The sequence below is a fragment of the Pseudomonas sp. QC2 genome (assembly GCF_002859085.1).
In the GTDB taxonomy this organism is placed as follows: Bacteria; Pseudomonadota; Gammaproteobacteria; order Pseudomonadales; family Pseudomonadaceae; genus Aquipseudomonas; species Aquipseudomonas petroselini.
This window is the reverse complement of the sequence record NZ_PKKS01000017.1, coordinates 267,848-285,704: the sequence shown is the minus strand read 5'-3', so window position 1 is coordinate 285,704 and position 17,857 is coordinate 267,848. Positions and strand designations below refer to the sequence as shown.

17 protein-coding genes are annotated in these 17,857 nt (G+C 62.5%); 12 read left to right on the top strand and 5 right to left on the bottom strand.

Annotated elements, in window-relative coordinates:
- Window positions 1–100: 100 nt before the first annotated feature.
- On the bottom strand, window positions 101–1,378 hold the full coding sequence (locus tag QCBJ_RS15815; protein WP_012722034.1) for an acetyl-CoA C-acetyltransferase: 1,278 nt from the start codon (window positions 1,376–1,378) through the stop codon (window positions 101–103).
- A 114-nt stretch (window positions 1,379–1,492) separates the two neighbouring features.
- On the opposite strand from QCBJ_RS15815, the gene QCBJ_RS15810 reads away from it, so the two are divergent.
- The 4 genes from QCBJ_RS15810 to QCBJ_RS15795 all read left to right on the top strand — a co-directional run bounded on the left by QCBJ_RS15810 (window position 1,493) and on the right by QCBJ_RS15795 (window position 7,344).
- Window positions 1,493–2,836, top strand: coding sequence for a 3-oxoacyl-ACP reductase (locus QCBJ_RS15810; RefSeq protein WP_093542726.1), 1,344 nt, complete (start codon window positions 1,493–1,495; stop codon window positions 2,834–2,836).
- A 2-nt stretch (window positions 2,837–2,838) separates the two neighbouring features.
- Window positions 2,839–3,687 (top strand): MaoC family dehydratase, encoded by an 849-nt coding sequence (locus tag QCBJ_RS15805; protein WP_102061170.1) that lies wholly within the window; start codon window positions 2,839–2,841, stop codon window positions 3,685–3,687.
- 303 nt (window positions 3,688–3,990) lie between these two features.
- The gene (locus QCBJ_RS15800) at window positions 3,991–5,475 is read left to right on the top strand and encodes a collagen-like triple helix repeat-containing protein (RefSeq protein ID WP_102061169.1); all 1,485 of its coding nucleotides are present in this window, start codon (window positions 3,991–3,993) and stop codon (window positions 5,473–5,475) included.
- 186 nt (window positions 5,476–5,661) lie between these two features.
- Window positions 5,662–7,344 (top strand): ShlB/FhaC/HecB family hemolysin secretion/activation protein, encoded by a 1,683-nt coding sequence (locus tag QCBJ_RS15795; RefSeq protein WP_043204732.1) that lies wholly within the window; start codon window positions 5,662–5,664, stop codon window positions 7,342–7,344.
- Between the two features lie 654 nt (window positions 7,345–7,998).
- Here QCBJ_RS15795 and QCBJ_RS15790 read toward each other — a convergent pair.
- The gene (locus QCBJ_RS15790) at window positions 7,999–8,403 is read right to left on the bottom strand and encodes a response regulator (RefSeq protein WP_102061168.1); all 405 of its coding nucleotides are present in this window, start codon (window positions 8,401–8,403) and stop codon (window positions 7,999–8,001) included.
- Between the two features lie 58 nt (window positions 8,404–8,461).
- The gene (locus QCBJ_RS15785; protein WP_012722028.1) at window positions 8,462–8,653 is read right to left on the bottom strand and encodes a Flp family type IVb pilin; all 192 of its coding nucleotides are present in this window, start codon (window positions 8,651–8,653) and stop codon (window positions 8,462–8,464) included.
- A 342-nt stretch (window positions 8,654–8,995) separates the two neighbouring features.
- On the opposite strand from QCBJ_RS15785, the gene cpaB reads away from it, so the two are divergent.
- From cpaB to QCBJ_RS15745, 8 genes are read left to right on the top strand one after another with little or no spacing between them, the layout of a single operon-like run.
- Window positions 8,996–9,937 carry a Flp pilus assembly protein CpaB gene (gene cpaB, locus QCBJ_RS15780; protein WP_093542734.1) on the top strand — a complete coding sequence of 314 codons (942 nt, stop codon included), beginning with the start codon at window positions 8,996–8,998 and terminating at the stop codon, window positions 9,935–9,937.
- Window positions 9,938–9,956: 19 nt separating this feature from the next.
- A complete protein-coding gene (locus QCBJ_RS15775; protein WP_102061167.1) occupies window positions 9,957–11,174 on the top strand; it encodes a type II and III secretion system protein family protein in 1,218 nt (405 codons plus the stop codon).
- Window positions 11,171–12,364 carry a pilus assembly protein gene (locus QCBJ_RS15770; protein ID WP_046033984.1) on the top strand — a complete coding sequence of 398 codons (1,194 nt, stop codon included), beginning with the start codon at window positions 11,171–11,173 and terminating at the stop codon, window positions 12,362–12,364. Before QCBJ_RS15775 ends, QCBJ_RS15770 begins: the two co-directional genes overlap by 4 nt.
- Entirely contained in the window at window positions 12,361–13,632 is a 1,272-nt protein-coding gene (locus QCBJ_RS15765) for a CpaF family protein (RefSeq protein ID WP_102061166.1), read from the top strand. The genes QCBJ_RS15770 and QCBJ_RS15765 overlap by 4 nt, the downstream gene beginning before the upstream one ends.
- 10 nt (window positions 13,633–13,642) lie before the next feature.
- Window positions 13,643–14,524 (top strand): type II secretion system F family protein, encoded by an 882-nt coding sequence (locus QCBJ_RS15760; RefSeq protein ID WP_043204730.1) that lies wholly within the window; start codon window positions 13,643–13,645, stop codon window positions 14,522–14,524.
- A gap of 1 nt (window position 14,525) precedes the next feature.
- Window positions 14,526–15,413 (top strand): type II secretion system F family protein, encoded by an 888-nt coding sequence (locus tag QCBJ_RS15755; RefSeq protein ID WP_043204728.1) that lies wholly within the window; start codon window positions 14,526–14,528, stop codon window positions 15,411–15,413.
- Between the two features lie 10 nt (window positions 15,414–15,423).
- Entirely contained in the window at window positions 15,424–16,164 is a 741-nt protein-coding gene (locus QCBJ_RS15750) for a tetratricopeptide repeat protein (protein ID WP_102061165.1), read from the top strand.
- Between the two features lie 3 nt (window positions 16,165–16,167).
- Entirely contained in the window at window positions 16,168–16,437 is a 270-nt protein-coding gene (locus QCBJ_RS15745) for a DUF3613 domain-containing protein (protein WP_046033982.1), read from the top strand.
- A 12-nt stretch (window positions 16,438–16,449) separates the two neighbouring features.
- Here QCBJ_RS15745 and QCBJ_RS15740 read toward each other — a convergent pair whose 3' ends face one another.
- On the bottom strand, window positions 16,450–17,238 hold the full coding sequence (locus tag QCBJ_RS15740) for a response regulator transcription factor (protein ID WP_102061164.1): 789 nt from the start codon (window positions 17,236–17,238) through the stop codon (window positions 16,450–16,452).
- Between the two features lie 126 nt (window positions 17,239–17,364).
- Window positions 17,365–17,814, bottom strand: a complete 450-nt coding sequence (locus tag QCBJ_RS15735; protein WP_012722018.1) for a prepilin peptidase — start codon at window positions 17,812–17,814, stop codon at window positions 17,365–17,367.
- Window positions 17,815–17,857: the final 43 nt, after the last annotated feature.

Genomic DNA, 17,857 nt, shown 5'->3' with positions numbered 1-17,857 from the left:
GCGTATGGCACTCGTTATACGGCAATCGGCTCGCCGGTGGGAGAGGCTACCGACCTCTGACCGCTCAAGAATGCATCCAATATGCCAATTTTCGCCGCAATCAACGCTCAATGATCGCCGTAACACCCTGGCCACCCGCCGCGCAGATCGAAATCAGGCCACGGCCCTTGCCCGCCGCATCCAGCAACTTGGCCAGGTTGGCGACGATACGCCCACCCGTGGCGGCAAACGGGTGCCCGGCGGCCAGGGAGCTGCCCTTCACATTCAGCCGGCTGCGGTCGATGGACCCCAAGGGTGCGTCCAGCCCGAGGCGCGTCTTGCAGTAGTCCGCGTCTTCCCAGGCCTTGAGCGTGCACAAAACTTGGGCAGCGAACGCTTCGTGGATCTCGTAGTAATCGAAGTCCTGCAGCGTCAGGCCATTTCTCGCCAGCAGTCGCGGCACCGCGTACACCGGCGCCATCAGCAGGCCTTCGGCACCGTTGACGAAGTCCACCGCCGCCGCTTCGCCGTCACGCAAATACGCGAGGATCGGTAAACCACGCGCCTGGGCCCAGGCCTCACTGCCCAGCAGCACCAACGACGCGCCATCGGTGAGCGGCGTGGAATTGCCGGCGGTGAGCGTGCCCTTTTCGCTGCGCTCGAAGGCGGGCTTGAGCGCGGCGAGTTTTTCCAGGGTCAGGTCGGGCCGCAAGTTGTTGTCGCGGGTCAGGCCCAGAAACGGTGTGAGCAAATCGTTGTGCCAACCTTCGGCGTAGGCCGCGGCCATTTTCTGATGGCTTTCGAGGGCCAACTGGTCCTGCTCGGCGCGGGGGATCTGCCAGGTCTGCGCCATCAACTCGCAGTGCTGGCCCATGGACAAACCGGTACGGGGTTCGCCGTTACGCGGCAGTTCCGGCTTGAGGTGATGGGGACGAAGTTGTAACAGCAGTTTTAATTTATCCGCCATGGACTTGCTGCGGTTGGCGTGCAGCAGAAGCTTGCGCAGGCCTTCATTTACACCGATCGGCGCGTCGGAGGTGGTGTCCACCCCACCGGCAATCCCGCACTCAATCTGCCCCAGGGCGATCTTGTTGGCCACCAGCAACGCGGCTTCCAGGCCGGTGCCGCATGCCTGCTGAATATCATAGGCCGGGGTTTGCGGCGACAGACGCGAGCCCAGCACACATTCACGGGTGAGGTTGAAGTCCCGCGAATGCTTGAGCACCGCACCGGCAGCCACTTCGCCCATGCGCAGGCCGTGCAGGTTGTAGCGCTCGATCAGGCCTTCCAGGGCGGCGGTCAGCATCGCCTGGTTGCTCGCCGTGGCATAAGGGCCATTGGAGCGGGCGAAAGGAATGCGGTTACCGCCAATGATCGCTACACGGCGCAATTGAGTCATGAAAAGCTCCCTGATGGTTGTAGGTGGAATCACCAAGCCTAGCCTAGGCTCAATCGAACGACTGCCACCCCGGGGTGGTCCACCCTTTGAACCCCAGCCTTCGGAGAGCGTTCCATGTCTGACCGTTATATCGACTTCGCCAACTCAAGCCTCGGCCATCGCCTGGTCGCCGCCATTGGCCTGCCGTCACCGGTACGCCTGGAACGCTGGCAGGCCGGGCGCCTGCGTCCGGTGGAGGGCGCATTGCTGCTGGGCGGCGGTGCGCTGGCCACTCAGGTACAGGCATTTGCCAACCGGCTCACCGACGCCATTTACACCTACGGCGCCGAGACGTCGACGTGGATTCCCGGCCATGGCCCCACACTCAAGGCGGTCGTGTTCGACGCCAGCGAGTTGCAACACACTGATCAACTCAAACAGCTGCGCGAATTCTTCCAACCGCTGCTGAAAAACCTGGATAACAGCGCGCACCTGGTGATCCTCGGCCGTGCGCCGGAAAGCCTCAGCGACCCCTTCGCCGCCAGCGCCCAGCGCGCCCTGGAGGGTTTCAGCCGCTCCCTGGCCAAAGAGCTGCGCAATGGCGGCGTGTTGCAATTGCTCTACGTCGGCGACGGTGCCGAGGACCAATTGGAAGGCGCACTGCGCTTTTTCCTCTCACCGAAAAGCGCCTACATCTCTGGCCAGGTGATTCGCCTGGAGGCCTGCACCACGCCGGTCGAAGACTGGACGCGCCCCCTGGCCGGGCGCAAGGCGCTGGTCACCGGTGCCGCACGAGGCATTGGTGCATCCATCGCTGAAACCCTGGCCCGCGACGGCGCCGACGTGATCCTGCTCGACGTGCCTCAGGCCAAGGCCGACCTCGAAGCCCTGGCCGCGCGCCTGGGTGCACGCACCGTCACGCTGGATATCTGTGCTGAAGACGCCGCCCGTCAATTGATCGAGCACCTCCCCGATGGGCTGGACATCCTGGTGCACAACGCCGGTATCACCCGTGACAAAACCCTGGCGAACATGACCCCGGAGTACTGGGACGCGGTGCTCGCGGTCAACCTCAATGCGCCACAGGTACTGACCCAGGCGCTGCTCGACAGCGGCACCCTGCACGACAACGCCCGCGTGGTATTGCTGGCGTCGATCAGCGGCATCGCCGGTAACCGTGGGCAGACCAACTATGCGGCGAGCAAGGCGGGGTTGATCGGCCTCGCACAGGCTTGGGCGCCCCTGCTTAAAGAGCGTGGCATCACCATCAACGCCGTGGCACCGGGTTTTATCGAAACCCAGATGACCGCACATATTCCGTTCGCCTTGCGTGAAGCCGGGCGACGCATGAGTTCGCTGGGCCAGGGCGGCCTGCCGCAGGACGTCGCCGAAGCGGTGGCGTGGCTGGGCCAACCGGGTTCCGGTGCGGTCAGCGGGCAAGCGCTGCGGGTATGTGGGCAAAGTCTCTTGGGAGCGTAAGCATGCAATGGAAGACGCTGGGCACTACGCCATTTCTGCCGCCGCTGTATTGGCGCGCGGCGCTCAAACGCAAGATCACCGGCAGCACCTTGCCTGAACACGGATTGCGCTGCCGGGTGAGCATCAACCCCAAGCAGGTGGCGGCCTATCGCAAGGTCTGCGGTTTTGCCGACAGCCCTCTCTTGCCGGCGACTTATCCGCACGTCCTGGCGTTCGGCCTGCAGATGCAGTTACTCACCGATAAAAGCTTTCCCTTCCCGCTGCTGGGGCTGATTCACCTGAGTAACCGCATCCGCGTCCATCGCCCGCTCGGTGGTGTCAGCGACTTGTCTGTCGGCGTACACACGCAGAACCTCAAGCCTCATCCCAAGGGTGCGACCTTTGACCTGGTGACCACGGTCGAAGATTCCCTGGGCCTGCTGTGGGAAGCCGAGAGCCGCATGCTCTGCCGTGGGGTGAAATTGGAAGGCGAAGCAGAGGATATCGCCCAACCCTCCCCCACCCAGGTCAGCGAACTGTCCCGCTGGAAGGCGCCCGCCGATATCGGCCGCCGTTATGCGCGGGTCTCCGGCGACTACAACCCGATCCACCTCAGCGCCCTGACCGCCAAGCTGTTCGGCTTCCCCCAGGCCATCGCCCACGGGCTGTGGAACAAGGCGCACACCCTCGCCGCCCTCGGCGAACACCTGCCCGCCGCCAATATGGAGATACACGTCGAGTTCAGGAAACCCGTGCGCCTGCCCAGTGAAGTGACGTTATTAACGAGTGCCGCCGGTTCCAGCGGAGCGTTGTGGCTCAAAGGCGCGGGCGATATTGAACATATGGTAGGCAAGTGGCAGCCGATTGCCTGAAATAAGACTGATGAATTGTATATATACACCCTAGGTAATAGCGGACTTTTTGAAGTCCGCTTTTTTCTTCTAAGTCATTGTTAAAAAACAGATATACATCTTGATACATCCTCACCTTATACCGTTGGCATTAGTCACTTAAACGGTACATCCCTGCTCTATATAAATCGTTAATACCAAGTAGAGCATTGAGAGAACGCACCTCCGGGACTGTTATAGCCACACGGACAAACGCATCGCTAGCCCAAGAAATAGTGAGCGTTTGAAGACAACCAAGGTTGTACAGGTGCGAGGAACTCAATCATGAATACTCACGTCGTGTTTTGGAAAACAAGTACCGCGCTGGCCCTGGCAGTCACACTGGCACTCGGCGGCTGCAGCAGCGGGGGTGGCGGGCATCACAGTGGTGGCTCCTCGGATGCTGGCGCTGGCGGTGGCACGGGGGGTGGCGGCACTGACCCTGGCACCAACCCAGGCGGCACCGCCTCGCCGCTGGTCACCGCCACCGTGGTCGACACCGCCGGCAATACCGTGACCCGCCTCAGCCGCACCGTCCGCAGTCTGGGCACCACCCTCGGCAGCCTGCCGATCGTGGGCGAAACGGCTGGCGACTTGGTGACTGCGGCCGGCAACGCCGTCGGCAGCATCGGCAACGGCCTTTCGGATGGCCTGGGTTCACTGGGCACTGACAGCAACGCCCTGGGCAAAACCGTTGCCGGCGTGGCCAACGGTGTTTCCGACCTGGGTGATGGCGTGACCGTTACCGGTGCCAACGTCGCCACGTTGCTGGGGAATGTGCCGGTGGTCAGCGGCGCCGCCCCCGTGGTCGGCAACGTGGTGGGCAAGGTTGGCAATGCCGTGACTATGCTCGGCGACACCTTAAGCACCGCCAGCACCACCGGCCCGCTGGGGTCGGTCACCCACACCGTCGGCGCAAAAGTCTTGGTGCCTGTGGTGTCCCTGGTGGAAAACACCACCGGCAAAGTCGGCACCGCGACTGGTCTTGACTCGCCGGTGGGCGGCTTGCTGAAAAAAGTCGGCGATACCGTCGACGGCCTGGGCGATAAAGTCGCCGACACGGGCGGCACCGGCAACCCGGTGACCGACGCGGTAGGCAATGTGCTCAATGGTGTCGGCACCGCGGTCGGCAAGGCCAGCGGTTATGTCGACCCGGATGCGGATAGCAGTGGCGGCGGCAATGGCGGTGGTGCCGGCGGCGGCATCGGCAAACTCGGCCTGGCCGAACTCATCGGTGGCGTGATCGCCGGAGCCGGCAGCGGCCTGGATGCGGGCAGCACCAATGGCGTGATCAGCGCGGCGGGCGTTACCGGCGTCAAGGCGGGCACCACCGTGGCGGCCCTCGGTGGCGGCACACCCAGCACTAAAACCAGCATTCCGGTCGCCGGGCTGACCGGCCCGATCGGCAATGCACTCAACCCTGTCACCAGCGGCGTACAGAGCCTGACTCAAAACATCGGCGGTGCCACTGGCCTCGGTGCTCCGGTCAACGGCCTGGTCACCCGTGTCGGCGGTGCGGTCAGCAACCTGGGCGGCAACATCAGCGGCACCAACGCCAACCCGGTCACCAACGCCCTGGGCGGTACCGTGACCGCCGTGGGTGGCACCGTGGCGTCGATCGGCGGCCTGGTCACTGGCGGCACCAATACCGGCGGCGGTTTGCTCGCGGGTGGCCTGAATGTAGGCGCTGGCGCCTCTGCCGGTGCTGGCGCAAGCGCAAACGGTGGTCTTCTGGGCGGGCTGTTGGGTGGCCTGGGCGGCAAAAAATAGAATTGCACCTGGCCGATTAGACGGCCTCACCTACAGCGCCTACGCTTGGTTGAGACGAGAGACCCACTAAGTCTCTCGTCTTTTTTTATGGATCAATGATCGATCCGTAAAAGCCTCCGAACCGCGCCCCCAGAGCCCGGCGGGCATCTGCGAAACGCCGCTGCAGTATTGACCATGGAGTGTCCTATGCGCGCTTTGACGCCGTTGTTATTGCTCACCCTCAGTGCTTACGCCCACGCCGATACCCTGCCCAGCTTCCTCAATAGCAACGACACCATCCGCAACCTGCCGGTGCCCAACCTGCCCGCCGACGCCTACCGACCGGCCGCCACGCCCACCCAGGTGCCGGTGCCTGCGGCGACGGCCGAGCAGCCCTTGCTGATGGACACCAAAGTGACCATCCGTAAACTGCAGATCGATGGCGGCACGGTGTACCCGCTCAAAGAAGTCGCCCAGGTATTCGAACCCTTGATTGGTCATGAAACCAACCTGGCGCAATTGATCGAAGCCACCCGCAGCATCACCCGGCGCTATCAGGAAGACGGCTACCTGCTGTCCTACGCCTTCCTGCCGGAACAACGGTTCGAAGGCGGCCTGGTGCATGTGGTGCTGGTGGAGGGTTACATCCGTGATTACCAACTGCAAGGCGACATCGGTTCGGTCTCGTCCTACGTCGACAAACTGGCGGAAAAACTCAAGGCCGAACGCCCGCTCACGCGCAAGACGTTCGAGCGCTACACCACGCTGATGAGCGCCATCCCAGGCGTGACCGTGCAAGCCCAGGTGCCGCCTCCGAGCACCACCGATGGCGGCACCCACATGCAGATCAGTGCCAGCCGCAAGCCCTTTACCACCAGCATGAGCCTCAACGAGGCGAGCCGTGGCGGTACCCAGGCCTTGCTGACCGGCACCAGCAACTCGTGGACGTCGATGGGCGAACAACTGAGCGTCAGCGGCCTGTTCCCGCCGGGTGAGGACAAAGAACATTACTACCGCGCGTCCTACAGCCAGTTCATCAACGCTGAAGGCACCCAGCTTGCACTCTCGGGGGAACGCTACCGCGCGGACCCAAGCACCCGCCTGCAGTTGGGCGACGGCCTTGAACTCAAGCCGCACCAGCAGATCGACCGTTACTCCATAGGCGTCAGCCACCCCTTTATCGCCTCGCCCAGCGAGTCGCTGAGCCTCGGTACGCGCCTCTACGCCGTCGACCAGACCAACCGTTACACACTGGAAGGTTTCCCCCAGCGTTTTGAGCTGCAAACCAACCTGCGCGCCCTGGCCTTCGAAGGGGACTGGCGTAAAGCTGACACCACCCAACTGCGCATCATCAGCGGCGGCGTGTACCAAGGCATCAATGGCATGGGCGCCAAGACCCATACGGACTTCGGTGGCCTAAAGCCCGACCTCGACTTTTTCCGCCTGCGCCTGTCCGGCGTGCAGAGCAACAAACTCTTCGATAACTGGCAAGGCGTGCTGTCCGGCGCGCTCTACTGGAGCAACGACAACCTGCCTGACAGCGAGCGCGCGACCTTCGGCGGGCAAAGCTTCGGGCGCGGCTACCCCGATGACCAGGGCACGGGCGACAAAGGCTGGGGCGCGGCCTACGAGGTCAACTACAGCTACAACCGCGCGGGCGATTGGGTGAGGATCCTGCAACCCTACGTGGTGCTCGACCGCGCCAAGACCTGGTTCAACGACCTGCCGGTCAAGGGCAACGACATGTCATCGGCGGCGGTGGGGCTGCGCTTTGGCGATGCCAAGTACTACAACGTCGCGCTGGAAGTCGCCAAGCCGATGTCGGACGTGGCACTGGACAGCTTCGATCGACGGCCACGGTACTCATTGAGTTTCAGCTACCAACTCTGATTTGTAGTGAGCGGGCTTGTCGAATCGTCGCACCGCCCGCGCTGGGCGGCGAAGCCACCCCATCTCCTGGAGCACTGGGTCTCCTTGGTTAGAATTGAGTCGCCTGGGTTTGGGGCGGCTTCGCCGCCCAGCGCGGGGCAAGCCCGCTCACTACAGAGCTCGCTTAAAGGTGGAGTTTTGAGAGGGGACACAGGCTGTTCAAGGTATCGATCGGCGGCCACGGTATTCATTGAGTTTCAGCTACCAACTCTGACCTGTAGTGAGCGGGCTTGTCCCGCGCTGGGCGGCGAAGCCGCCCCATCTCCTGGAGCATTCAGTCTCCTTGGTTAGAGCTGAGTCGCCTGGGTTTGGGGCGGCTTCGCCACCCTGCGCGGGGCAAGCCCGCTCACTACAATGTTCGCTTAAGGGTGGGGTTTTGAGAGGGGAGACAGGCTGTTCAAGGTATCGATCGGCGGCCACGGTACTCATTGAGTTTCAGCTACCAACTCTGACCTGTAGTGAGCGGGCTTGTCGAATCGTCGCACCGCCCGCGCTGGGCGGCGAAGCCGCCCCATCTCCTGGAGCATTGGGTCTCCCTGGTTAGTACTGAGTCGTCTGGGTTTGGGGCGGCTTCGCCGCCCAGCGCGGGGCAAGCCCGCTCACTACAGAGTTCGCTTAAGGGTGGAGTTTGGAGAGGGGAAACAGGCTGTTCAAGGTGTCGATGAGCCGTACCAGGTAGATCGGCTTGCGAAACAGGTCCAGCACCTGCAGGCGCAGCATGTCGCTTACATCATCCATTTCGGCATGGCCGGACATCACAATCACCGGCAGGTGAGAACGTGAGGTGTGTTCGCGCAAGCGCTTGATCAAGGAGATGCCGCTTTCCTCGGGCATGCGCAGGTCGGTGATGACCAGGGCAATATCAGGATGGAGTGTCAATTCTTGCAGCGCGAAGGTGACGGAGGTGGCGGTAAAACAGACAAATCCCTCGTGTTCGAGGGATTCGGCGAGTTCGATCAGCGCGTCCTCTTCGTCGTCCACCAAAAGAATTTGTTGGCGGGAAGGCGGATAAACGCTCATGGCAGTACCTGAACTGGAGAAACTTTGATTAGGGGTTTCCACATTTCTCAGCGGACTATCAAGTTGTCATTTTGGTCGCAACGCTATCGAAAATGGATTTGATCTTAGTTCCAAGCCCTGAGCCGGCACCGACGATCACCAGTGCAACCATCGCTACGATAATCGCGTACTCGATCCCAGACGCCCCCTCTTTGCGCTGAAAGAATAGTTGTGTCTGAACATAAAGCTTCAACATCAGGTCAAGGAACATAAGACTTCTCCCTAAAACGCCACTAAGAGCCGGTACGGCTCTAGCACGATGTCCGCGGCGTGCCACTAGAGCATTGTCAACAAACCTCAGCCTCACAACTGTAAGAACGGATTAATCACAAAGTATTAGTCGAAAAGTCGACGCCAGGCATCCCGCCATTTAAAGGGGCACTTTTAGAGTCCTGATTATAGTTTCGATAAATTTTTCCCGGGGTAATGGCATTTCGTCCTAGCTGAGCTACCTTCAAATAGCCAAATCGTTAGATGTTCATCACAGCCAGGTTGCGGATTAACCCGTTGGGATTACACGGGCGTGCAGTGCAACGGGAAAGGGAGAGCCGTCATGAACAGTCGCATCAGCATGGTCCTGGCCGGCTTGTTGCTGATCGGGGCATTGATCGCCGGGTACTGGGGGTTAGTGTTGAGCCGCGCACCGGAGCCTGTCGCAGTCCCTGCTGCACCTGTCGTTTCCGTTGAAAAAACCATCGCTGCCGCCGAAGACCAGACCCGCCAACCGGTGGTGGTCCTGGTGCATGACGTGCCTGCCTACCGTGCGCTGACCGCTGCCGACCTGGTCGTGGAAAGACTGCGCACCGTGCCCGTCGGCAGCCTCACTCAGCTCGACCAGGCCATCGGCCGCATGCCGCTGCGCGCGCTTGGCGCAGGCACCTGGCTCACCGAAGACAGCTTTACCGGCGGCGGCCCGCTCGCTCGCATGATTCGCCCCGACGAGCGTGCACTGGCGGTGGCCGTGGATGAAGTGATCGGCGCCGCCGGCCAATTGACCCCCGGCGATTACGTGGATGTGCTGTTGTTCCTGCGCCAGGATGCCAGTAATGCCGAACAGTCGGCCCAGATCGTGCTTCCGGCCATGCGCCTGCTCAGCGTCGGCGACCAGATGGGCTTGGCCAACGATGGCCTGCCCGCGGTGCCACCACCGGTCACGGTTGAAGAACGCGCCCAGGCCGCCCAACGTCGAGCCGCCGCACGTACCGTGGTGCTCGCCGTACCGGAGCCACTGTTAAGCCGCCTGATGCTCGCGGCTCAAGCCGGGATCCTGCGCCTGGCCGTACGCAGCGCCGAGGAACACCTGCTCAGCCGCTACTGGGCCGGCGAGAGCGAAGCACCGCAGAAGATGGAAAGTGCCAACCGCGATCTTTACCAATTCACCCAACTGGCCCTGACCGGCCCACCCAAACGCATCGCGCCAGCCGGTGGCGAACCGAGCGTGCGCCGAGGCATTGAAGTGATTCGCGGTGCCCAAGGGGCGCCACAAACTCCGTGATCGAGCAAGGATGCCTTGAATGAGCCAGCGCTACGCACCCCTGTTCATGCAGATGGCTTGGGCCCTGATGCTCTCGAGCCTGCCCGTCGGCATGGCCCTGGCTGCACCGGGCAACTGCAGCGCCCTGGGCCAGTTGCCGGCCGTGGTCGAGGTGGGAGAAGGCTTGCAACAGGAGCTGCAATCGCCGGTGGCAATCACGCGCCTGGCCATCGGTGACCCTAAAATCGCCGACGTGCGGGTCAACGGCGACCGTCATTTCCTGCTCACCGGGGTCGCGTCCGGCGCCACCAGCCTGATGGTATGGACCGCCTGCGCGAGCACGCCGCGTCAAAGCATGGTGTTCGTCAAGGGCAGGGCCACTTCGGCGCTGACCAGCCTGTCGCTGTCGCCGTCGGAAGATCCCCTGCTGCCCAGCCAGGTGCAGACCGACATCCGCTTTGTGGAAGTCAGTCGCACCAAGCTCAAGGAGGCCAGCACCCGACTGTTAGGCACCGGCAAAAACTTTTTCCTCGGCAGCCCCAACCTGCTGTCACCCTCGGAGGGGGTCTTCAAATTGCCGGTGAGCACTGACAGCTTCAACGTCGGTTTTGGCGGCGGCCGGGTCTCGGCCATGATCAACGCATTGGAACGCAGCGGCTTTGCCTACACCCTGGCGCGCCCCAGCCTGGTGGCCATGAGCGGCCAGAGTGCTTCCTTCCTGGCCGGCGGCGAGGTGCCCGTCCCGGTGCCCAGCGCCGGCAGCGACACCATCTCCATTGAGTACAAGGAGTTCGGCATTCGCCTGACCCTGACCCCCACGGTGATTGACCGCAACCGCATCACCCTCAAGGTGGCGCCGGAAGTCAGCGAGCTGGACTACAGCAACGCCGTCATCATCCAGGGCATCCAGGTGCCGGCACTCACCGTGCGCCGCACCGACACTAGCGTGTCCCTAGCCGATGGCGAAAGTTTTGTGATCAGCGGCCTGATCAGCACCAACAACCGCTCCACGATCAGCAAGTTTCCAGGGCTGGGCGATATCCCGATCCTGGGGGCGTTTTTCCGCGACTCTAATATCAGCCGCGAAGAGAAAGAACTGCTGATGATCGTCACGCCGCACCTGGTGCAGCCGTTGGCCGCCAACGCCCAACTGCCCTCGTTGCCCGGCGAGAAACTGCGCAGTTACGACCCGAACTGGTTCCGGCTGTTCTTCTTGGAAAACGGTAATTTCGACCGTCGCAGTGGACTTTCCCAATGAGCGATAGCCTGAGCCAGACCTTCCTCGCCATCACCCGCAACGCCACCGACCTGGAGTGGCTGCAGGGCGCCCTGGCGCCCCTTGGCCAGGTCGTCAGCGCCGGCACCGGCAGCCTGGACGAGTTGCTGGCGCTGGTGGACGTGACGTTCGCCAGCCTGGTGTTTGTCGGCCTCGACCGGGAAAACGTGGTCACCCAGAGCGCGCTGATCGAAGGTGCCTTGGAGGCCAAGCCGATGCTCGCGGTGGTCGCCCTCGGCGATGGCATGGACAACCAGCTTGTCCTGAACGCCATGCGGGCCGGCGCCCGCGACTTCGTGGCCTACGGCTCACGCTCCAGCGAAGTGGCGGGCCTGGTGCGCCGCCTGAGCAAGCGCCTGCCAACCGTCGCCCACAATGCGCAGCTGGGCGGTCTGACCGTGCTGTTTGGCACCCAGAGCAACGCCGATGGCGCCATGCTGGCGACGCACTTGGCACTGGTGGTGCAGAAGAGCGGGCAGCAAACCCTGCTGCTCGACCTGGGCCTGCCGCGCAGTGACAGCCTGGCCTTGCTGGGCCTGGAGAGCACGTTCAATTTCGGCGATGCGTTGCGGCATCTGCGTCGCCTCGATACCACGTTGATCAACAGCGCCTTCACCACGGCGCTGGATGGCCTGCGCATCCTGGCGTACGCCACCGGTGACGAGCCGCTCAAACTGACCAGCGCCGCCGAGTTGTTCATGTTGCTCAGCGCACTGCGCCAACACTTCCAACACATCGTCGTGAACATCACCGGGCAGCCGGACAGCGAAGCGCTGCGCACCTTTGTCAGCCACTGCGACAAACTGCTGTGGTGCACCGACCAGAACGTGCTGGACTGTCGCCGCAACCTTGCCGTGCTCAGTCGCTGGCGCGATAAAGGCATGAAACTCGACCACGCCAAACTGGTGGTGGACCGCTACATCAAAGCCTGTGCCCCGGACACCGAGGCCCTGGAAAAAAGCTTCGGCCTCGAATGCGTCGCCGTGCTGCCCCTGAGTGCCGAACTGCGCCTGAACGTAAAGAATCAGGGCCAGACCTTGTTCGTCCTGGCCCCCCGTGAGCCCTTGACCCAAGCCGTGCGCGCCTTGGGCGAGCGCCTGGCCAAACGCTCCGAGGGCCTGGCAAAACCTTCCATGCGCTGGTTTGAACGCATCCTGGGGTCGGGACGATGAACGGGGAAAAACTGTTTGGCGGCCCGGCCCGCAGCGCCGGAGGCAACAGCGATCACGATGGCCTGAAACTGGTGCTGCATCGCTACATCATCGACGCCATCGAGGAGTCGGGTAAGAACCTGCTCGAAGGCACACGCCAGTCTCTGGCGCAATTTGTCATCGACAAGGTCTCCGAGTACATCACGCGCATGCGCCTGGCGATCTCGCGCTATGAAATGGAGCGCCTGGCCGAAGAGATCGTCGACGAACTCACCGGGTTCGGCCCGCTGGAAGTGCTGCTGCGTGACCCTTCGGTGACTGAGATCCTGGTCAACGGGCCGCACCGGGTGTTTATCGAGCGCGACGGCCTGCTGCACCAAAGTGACCTGCGCTTCATCGACGACCATCACGTGGAACGCGTGATGCAGCGCATCCTCGCGCCGCTGGGCCGCCGCCTGGATGAGTCGTCGCCGATGGTGGATGCACGGCTGCCCGACGGCAGCCGGGTCAACGCGATCATCCCGCCGATTGCCCTCGACGGGCCATGCCTGTCGATTCGAAAATTCCGCAAGGACATGTTCAAGAGCAGCGACCTGGTCGCCATGCAGACCATCGACCAGAGCATTTTCGAGTTCTTCCAGGAGGCCGTGGGCAAGCGCTGCAATATCCTGATCAGCGGCGGCACGGGTACCGGCAAGACCACGTTGCTGAATATCCTCAGCCAACTGATCAACCCCCACGAGCGCTTGGTGACCATCGAAGACGTCGCCGAGTTGCAATTGGGCCACCCCCACGTGGTCCGCCTGGAAACCCGCCCGCCGAATGCCGAAGGTCACGGCGAGGTCAGGTCCAGCGACCTGATCCGCAACGCCCTGCGGATGCGCCCGGACCGCATCATCCTCGGCGAAATCCGTGGCGTGGAAGTGCTCGATGTGATGACGGCGATGAACACCGGCCACGACGGTTCCATGAGCACCGTGCACGCCAACAATGCCCAGGATGCGTTGCTGCGCCTGGAAACCCTGGTCGGCCTGACCGGCCGTGTGATCGCGGAAAAAACCTTGCGCCAGATGATTTGCGCCGCGCTGGACGTGATTATTCAACTGACGCGTATGCCCGATGGCCGCCGCTGCGTAAGCGAGGTGGTGGAAGTGGTCGGCGTGCGCGATGACGTGTATGTCACCAATACGCTGTTCCGCCTGGATCGGCGCACCGGCTTCGGTTTCCTGCGCGAAGCGCTCAACCCGGCCGGCGACAAGCTGCGTCGCGAATCGGCGTTGCAGTCATAGGGAGCACTTGATGACAGGACCGGTGTTGTTGCTTATCTGCCTGCTGCTGATTGGTCTGTCGTTCTGGCAGTTTCACCATGGCCTGCGCAAGGCCCAGACGGCCCGTGTGCTGGAGCGCCTCGGCAACGGCCAGCCCGAGGCACAGGAAACCACGACCACATGGACGGGCCTCGAGCGCATGTTCCAGCGTGCCGGGCTGGGCAAACCCACAGACCGCCTGGGCCTGTGGGCGAGCGCCTGGGTGATCGGCGCGCTGCTGGGTTGGCTGCTCGCCGACGGGCTGGGCCTGATCGCCATGATCGTGGGGCCGCCCCTGGCATTGCGCGTGTTTATCGCCTGGCGTTATCAACAACGCGTGCAGCGCATGGTCGAGCAACTGCCGCAGTTGTTGGACCATAGCGTGCGCAGCCTCAAGTCCGGCAGAACCCTGGCAGACGCCGTACTGGGCGGGGTCGAGAGCATTGAAAACCCACTCAGGGACGCCATGGGCCGCGTGCAACGCAATGTGCGCATGGGCGTCAGCCTGCCGGATTCGGTCAGCGACTTCGCCGAGTTCTACGAACAGGACGAGTTCCGCCTGTTCGCCCTTGGCCTGAAGGTCAACCACCGCTACGGCGGCAACGCCAGCGAGCTGCTGGAAAACCTGATCAAAATGATTCGCGAGCGGGAACAGGGTGCCCGTCAACTCAAGGCCATGACCGGCGAAACACGCATGACCGCCTATGTGCTGGGCGGTCTGCCGGTGCTGATCGTGGGCTACTTCCTGGTGGTCAACCCCGGCTACTTGATGAACATGTGGCACGACGGCACGGGGCGCATCATGCTCTTCGGCGCGCTGGCAATGGACCTTGGCGGCACCTTTATCATGTGGCGCATGCTGAGGAGTGTCTGAGATGGCGCTTCTGGCCTGCGCTTTGTTGTTGCTCGCCGCAGCGGTATTGGTGGGCGGGCAATTGCTCGAGCATCGCCGCCGCGAACGGCGGGTCGCTGAGCGCTTGCAAGGCAAGATGGTCAGCGATAACAGACTCGGCACGCTCATCCGCCAACTGGGCGCAAGCTCGCTGGCCCAGCGCTCGGTCAGCCTGGACAACGAGACCCAGGCCCTGCTCAATCGGGTTGGCTGGCGCAAGTCCAGCCAACGCTCGCTGTTTGCAGCCTTCCAGATCGGTACGCCCATCGTGTTATTGGGCTTGACCCTCCTCGGCCAGCAACTGTTGTTCCCGCATGCGGACCCCGCCTGGATTGCCCCGATGTTTGCCCTGGGCATCGGCTACCTGCTGCCAAAACGCGTGCTTGCGGCGGCCGCCAAACATCGCCAGCAAGCCATCGCCAAAGAAATTTCCACCTTCATTCCGCTGCTGCGCATTCTGTTCGAGTCAGGCATGGCGGTTGAGCAATCGCTGCGTGTATTGGGCAACGAGGCCCAGCGTTTACTCCCCCACCTCACGCACGAACTGCGCCTGATCCTGGCGCGGGTCGATTCCGGCCTGGAGCTGGGCGAGGAACTGGGCAAGACCGTCCACGTGCTGGAGGTGGATGAGTTCACCGACACCTGCATCATCCTCCAGCAATTGATCCAGCAGGGCGGCGGCGCGATGAAGTCCCTGCTGGCCCTCAAGCAACTGCTCGACGACCGACGCCTGACCCGCCTGCAGGAATACATTTCGAAGATGTCGGCAAAAATGTCGGTGGTGATGATGGTGTTCCTGTTCCCTGCTTTGCTGATCGTGCTCGGCGGCCCGGCCTTTATCGGCATCGCCCGCGCGTTGAGTCACTTTTAAGGAGTCGTTGATGAAAGCACTGATTGCCGGCCTGGCCCTACTGATGCTCGGCGGCTGCGCCACCAATGGCCAATCACCCTGGGCGGCGTTGACCTCATCCAACAGTTGCACCAAGCCGAGTTCGGACCAGGAACTGGCACTCAACCTGTCCGATGACCTGGCCAACGAAGGCAAGCTGCACGCCAGCCTGGCCAACCTGCAAAGCCTGCCCGAGGCCTTGCCCCAGGTGCGCCAGCGCAAGGCCCGCAACTACCGCCTGCTCGGGCGCAGCGAGGCCGAGCCGTTGTACCGCAGCCTGCTCGGTACCTGCATGAACGCCGAAGGCGAGCACGGCCTGGGGCAATTGGCGGCAGCCAGGGGCGACAACGGCCAGGCCATGGCGCATATGCAACTGGCGGCGCAGTTGGCGCCCACCGACGAAAAAATCCGCAATGACCTGGGCGTGGTGTACCTCAACCAGTTGCGCATGGAAGACGCGCGCTTTGAATTCATGACCGCCATCGAGCTCAAGCAAAGCGACCCGCTGGCGGCCGTCAACCTGGTGACCTTGCTGATCTATCAGGACAACTGGGGGCAAGCGGCAAAGGTGGCCAGCCAATTGGGCCTGAGCCCCGAGCAGGTCACCGATGCCCAGGCCCGCGCGGAAAAACTCAAGGGTCCAAGCCCCAGCCCAAGCCCAAGCCCCAGTGCGCCGGCGCGCAAAATCGCCGCGGTCAGCGATGCCATACGGTGGCTATCAAGTGAGGAGTGATCGATGAAAGCACATTACCTTGTCGGCCTGGCGCTGCTCCCGCTGAGCGCACTGGCCATCGAACCGGGCCCGTCGTCACCGCAGCAAGCGGAAACCGAAAACTGGATGGCCTTGCAGATCAATGGCCGTGCCGCTTCACCCACGCCGCAAAGGACCACGCCCGCAGAACGCGAGCAGGCCTTGCAGCGCTGGCTCGACAGTCACAAACATCCGATCCCGGAGTTTTTTGAATCGCCGTCCGGTGGGTCGTCTAAAGGTGGGAACAGTCAGTAACACCCTGGCGCGTCAGTGCGCCGTCACCCGTTGGCGCATCGCCGAGGTATTCGGCGACAGCGCCAGTGCCAACTGCGTGCGGTTATGCATATGGGTCAGGCGCAACACCTGGGACACGTAGAGCTTGACCGTGTTTTCGGTGATCCCCAGTTCACAGGCGATCTGGTAATTGGTCTGGCCCTTGCCCACCAGGCGCGCAACGTCCAGCTGGCGCGGCGACAGCTGGTTGAAAATGGTCGGGATCTCGATCGGCCCGGCGTCTTCGGCAACCGGCTCGCCCTCATCCGCCCCGCCGGCGCCGGGGCTACGGCGCACTTTGTCGAGGTCCTGGTACAGGTCATTGATGGATTCTGAGAGGTATTGCAGCTTCAGGTTCAGGTGCCCCAGTTGCAGCTCTTTTTGCCGCTCTTCCAACGCCGCTTCCTGGCGCTGCACGCCTTCGAGCAATTCATCGAGGTTGATCGGTTTCTGGTAGTAATCCGAGATCCCCGCGCGCAGGGCCTTGATCACGTCCTGTTTGTCGGAACGCCCAGTGAGCATGATCGCCTCGAACGCCCGCTGCTTGCCGGCGATTTTTTGCATGGCCTGCACCAACTCGATGCCATCCATGTCCGGCATGTGCAGGTCGCACAGCACCAGGCCGATCTCGGCCTCTTCGCTGAAGCGCTGCAACGCATGTCGGCTGGACTCACACGGCACGCAACGGTAACCACTGCTTTCGAGAAATTCGCAGAGCTCTTCCACGATCAACGGCTGATCGTCGACCACGAGCACCTTTACCGCTGAGGTTAGCTTGTTCACGCGCTACTCCATGCCTGGCAAGCCAAAAGATTGACCGATCCCTTTTGACGAAGAATCCTAGACTCTCATTCAATAAACGTAGACCTACTTTTCGACTCTGTACACATCGATAGAGGCCTTGTGCGATTAGTGGATCCAAAACCAGTACAGCGCAAACCCTGTCAGTACAAACGGAGCAAACGGCTGTTTTTTTGACGCTTCAGTAACCGGGGTTAGCCGACGCGCGCTAAGCCTTTGACTGATAAGCCCCCAGCCGCCCAGGAACAGCGCGGCACCGATCAGCGACCACAACACCGCATCCAGCGTGCTGGCCAGGGCCAAGGCGGCCAACAGCTTCACGTCCCCCGCGCCAAAACGGCCCAGCGCATAACCGGGCAACGTCAGCAGCAGCGCCACGGCAAAGGCCCAGCCCCCTTCGCTGGCGGGCGCACCCAACCAGGTAGTGCCCATCCACGCCAAGTAGAGCAACGCCAGCAGCGCCACACCCAGCGTCAAGCCGTTGGAGATTTGCCGTTGACGCCCATCCTGCAACGCACAGAGCCCCAGCCAGAGCACTATCACCACGCCATGGATCACGTAAAAAACATCCCTTTCCGCTGAATGATTCTATGCTGATATC

Bases quoted from the DNA above. Each gene is read 5' to 3' on its own strand.
- QCBJ_RS15800 (WP_102061169.1), top strand. From the start codon at position 3,991: ATGAATACTCACGTCGTGTTTTGGAAAACAAGTACCGCGCTGGCCCTG.
- QCBJ_RS15760 (WP_043204730.1), top strand. From the start codon at position 13,643: ATGACAGGACCGGTGTTGTTGCTTATCTGCCTGCTGCTGATTGGTCTG.
- QCBJ_RS15810 (WP_093542726.1), top strand. From the start codon at position 1,493: ATGTCTGACCGTTATATCGACTTCGCCAACTCAAGCCTCGGCCATCGC.
- QCBJ_RS15805 (WP_102061170.1), top strand. From the start codon at position 2,839: ATGCAATGGAAGACGCTGGGCACTACGCCATTTCTGCCGCCGCTGTAT.
- QCBJ_RS15795 (WP_043204732.1), top strand. From the start codon at position 5,662: ATGCGCGCTTTGACGCCGTTGTTATTGCTCACCCTCAGTGCTTACGCC.
- QCBJ_RS15755 (WP_043204728.1), top strand. From the start codon at position 14,526: ATGGCGCTTCTGGCCTGCGCTTTGTTGTTGCTCGCCGCAGCGGTATTG.
- QCBJ_RS15770 (WP_046033984.1), top strand. From the start codon at position 11,171: ATGAGCGATAGCCTGAGCCAGACCTTCCTCGCCATCACCCGCAACGCC.
- cpaB (WP_093542734.1), top strand. From the start codon at position 8,996: ATGAACAGTCGCATCAGCATGGTCCTGGCCGGCTTGTTGCTGATCGGG.
- QCBJ_RS15765 (WP_102061166.1), top strand. From the start codon at position 12,361: ATGAACGGGGAAAAACTGTTTGGCGGCCCGGCCCGCAGCGCCGGAGGC.
- QCBJ_RS15745 (WP_046033982.1), top strand. From the start codon at position 16,168: ATGAAAGCACATTACCTTGTCGGCCTGGCGCTGCTCCCGCTGAGCGCA.
- QCBJ_RS15785 (WP_012722028.1), bottom strand. From the start codon at position 8,653: ATGTTCCTTGACCTGATGTTGAAGCTTTATGTTCAGACACAACTATTC.
- QCBJ_RS15815 (WP_012722034.1), bottom strand. From the start codon at position 1,378: ATGACTCAATTGCGCCGTGTAGCGATCATTGGCGGTAACCGCATTCCT.
- QCBJ_RS15775 (WP_102061167.1), top strand. From the start codon at position 9,957: ATGAGCCAGCGCTACGCACCCCTGTTCATGCAGATGGCTTGGGCCCTG.
- QCBJ_RS15750 (WP_102061165.1), top strand. From the start codon at position 15,424: ATGAAAGCACTGATTGCCGGCCTGGCCCTACTGATGCTCGGCGGCTGC.
- QCBJ_RS15790 (WP_102061168.1), bottom strand. From the start codon at position 8,403: ATGAGCGTTTATCCGCCTTCCCGCCAACAAATTCTTTTGGTGGACGAC.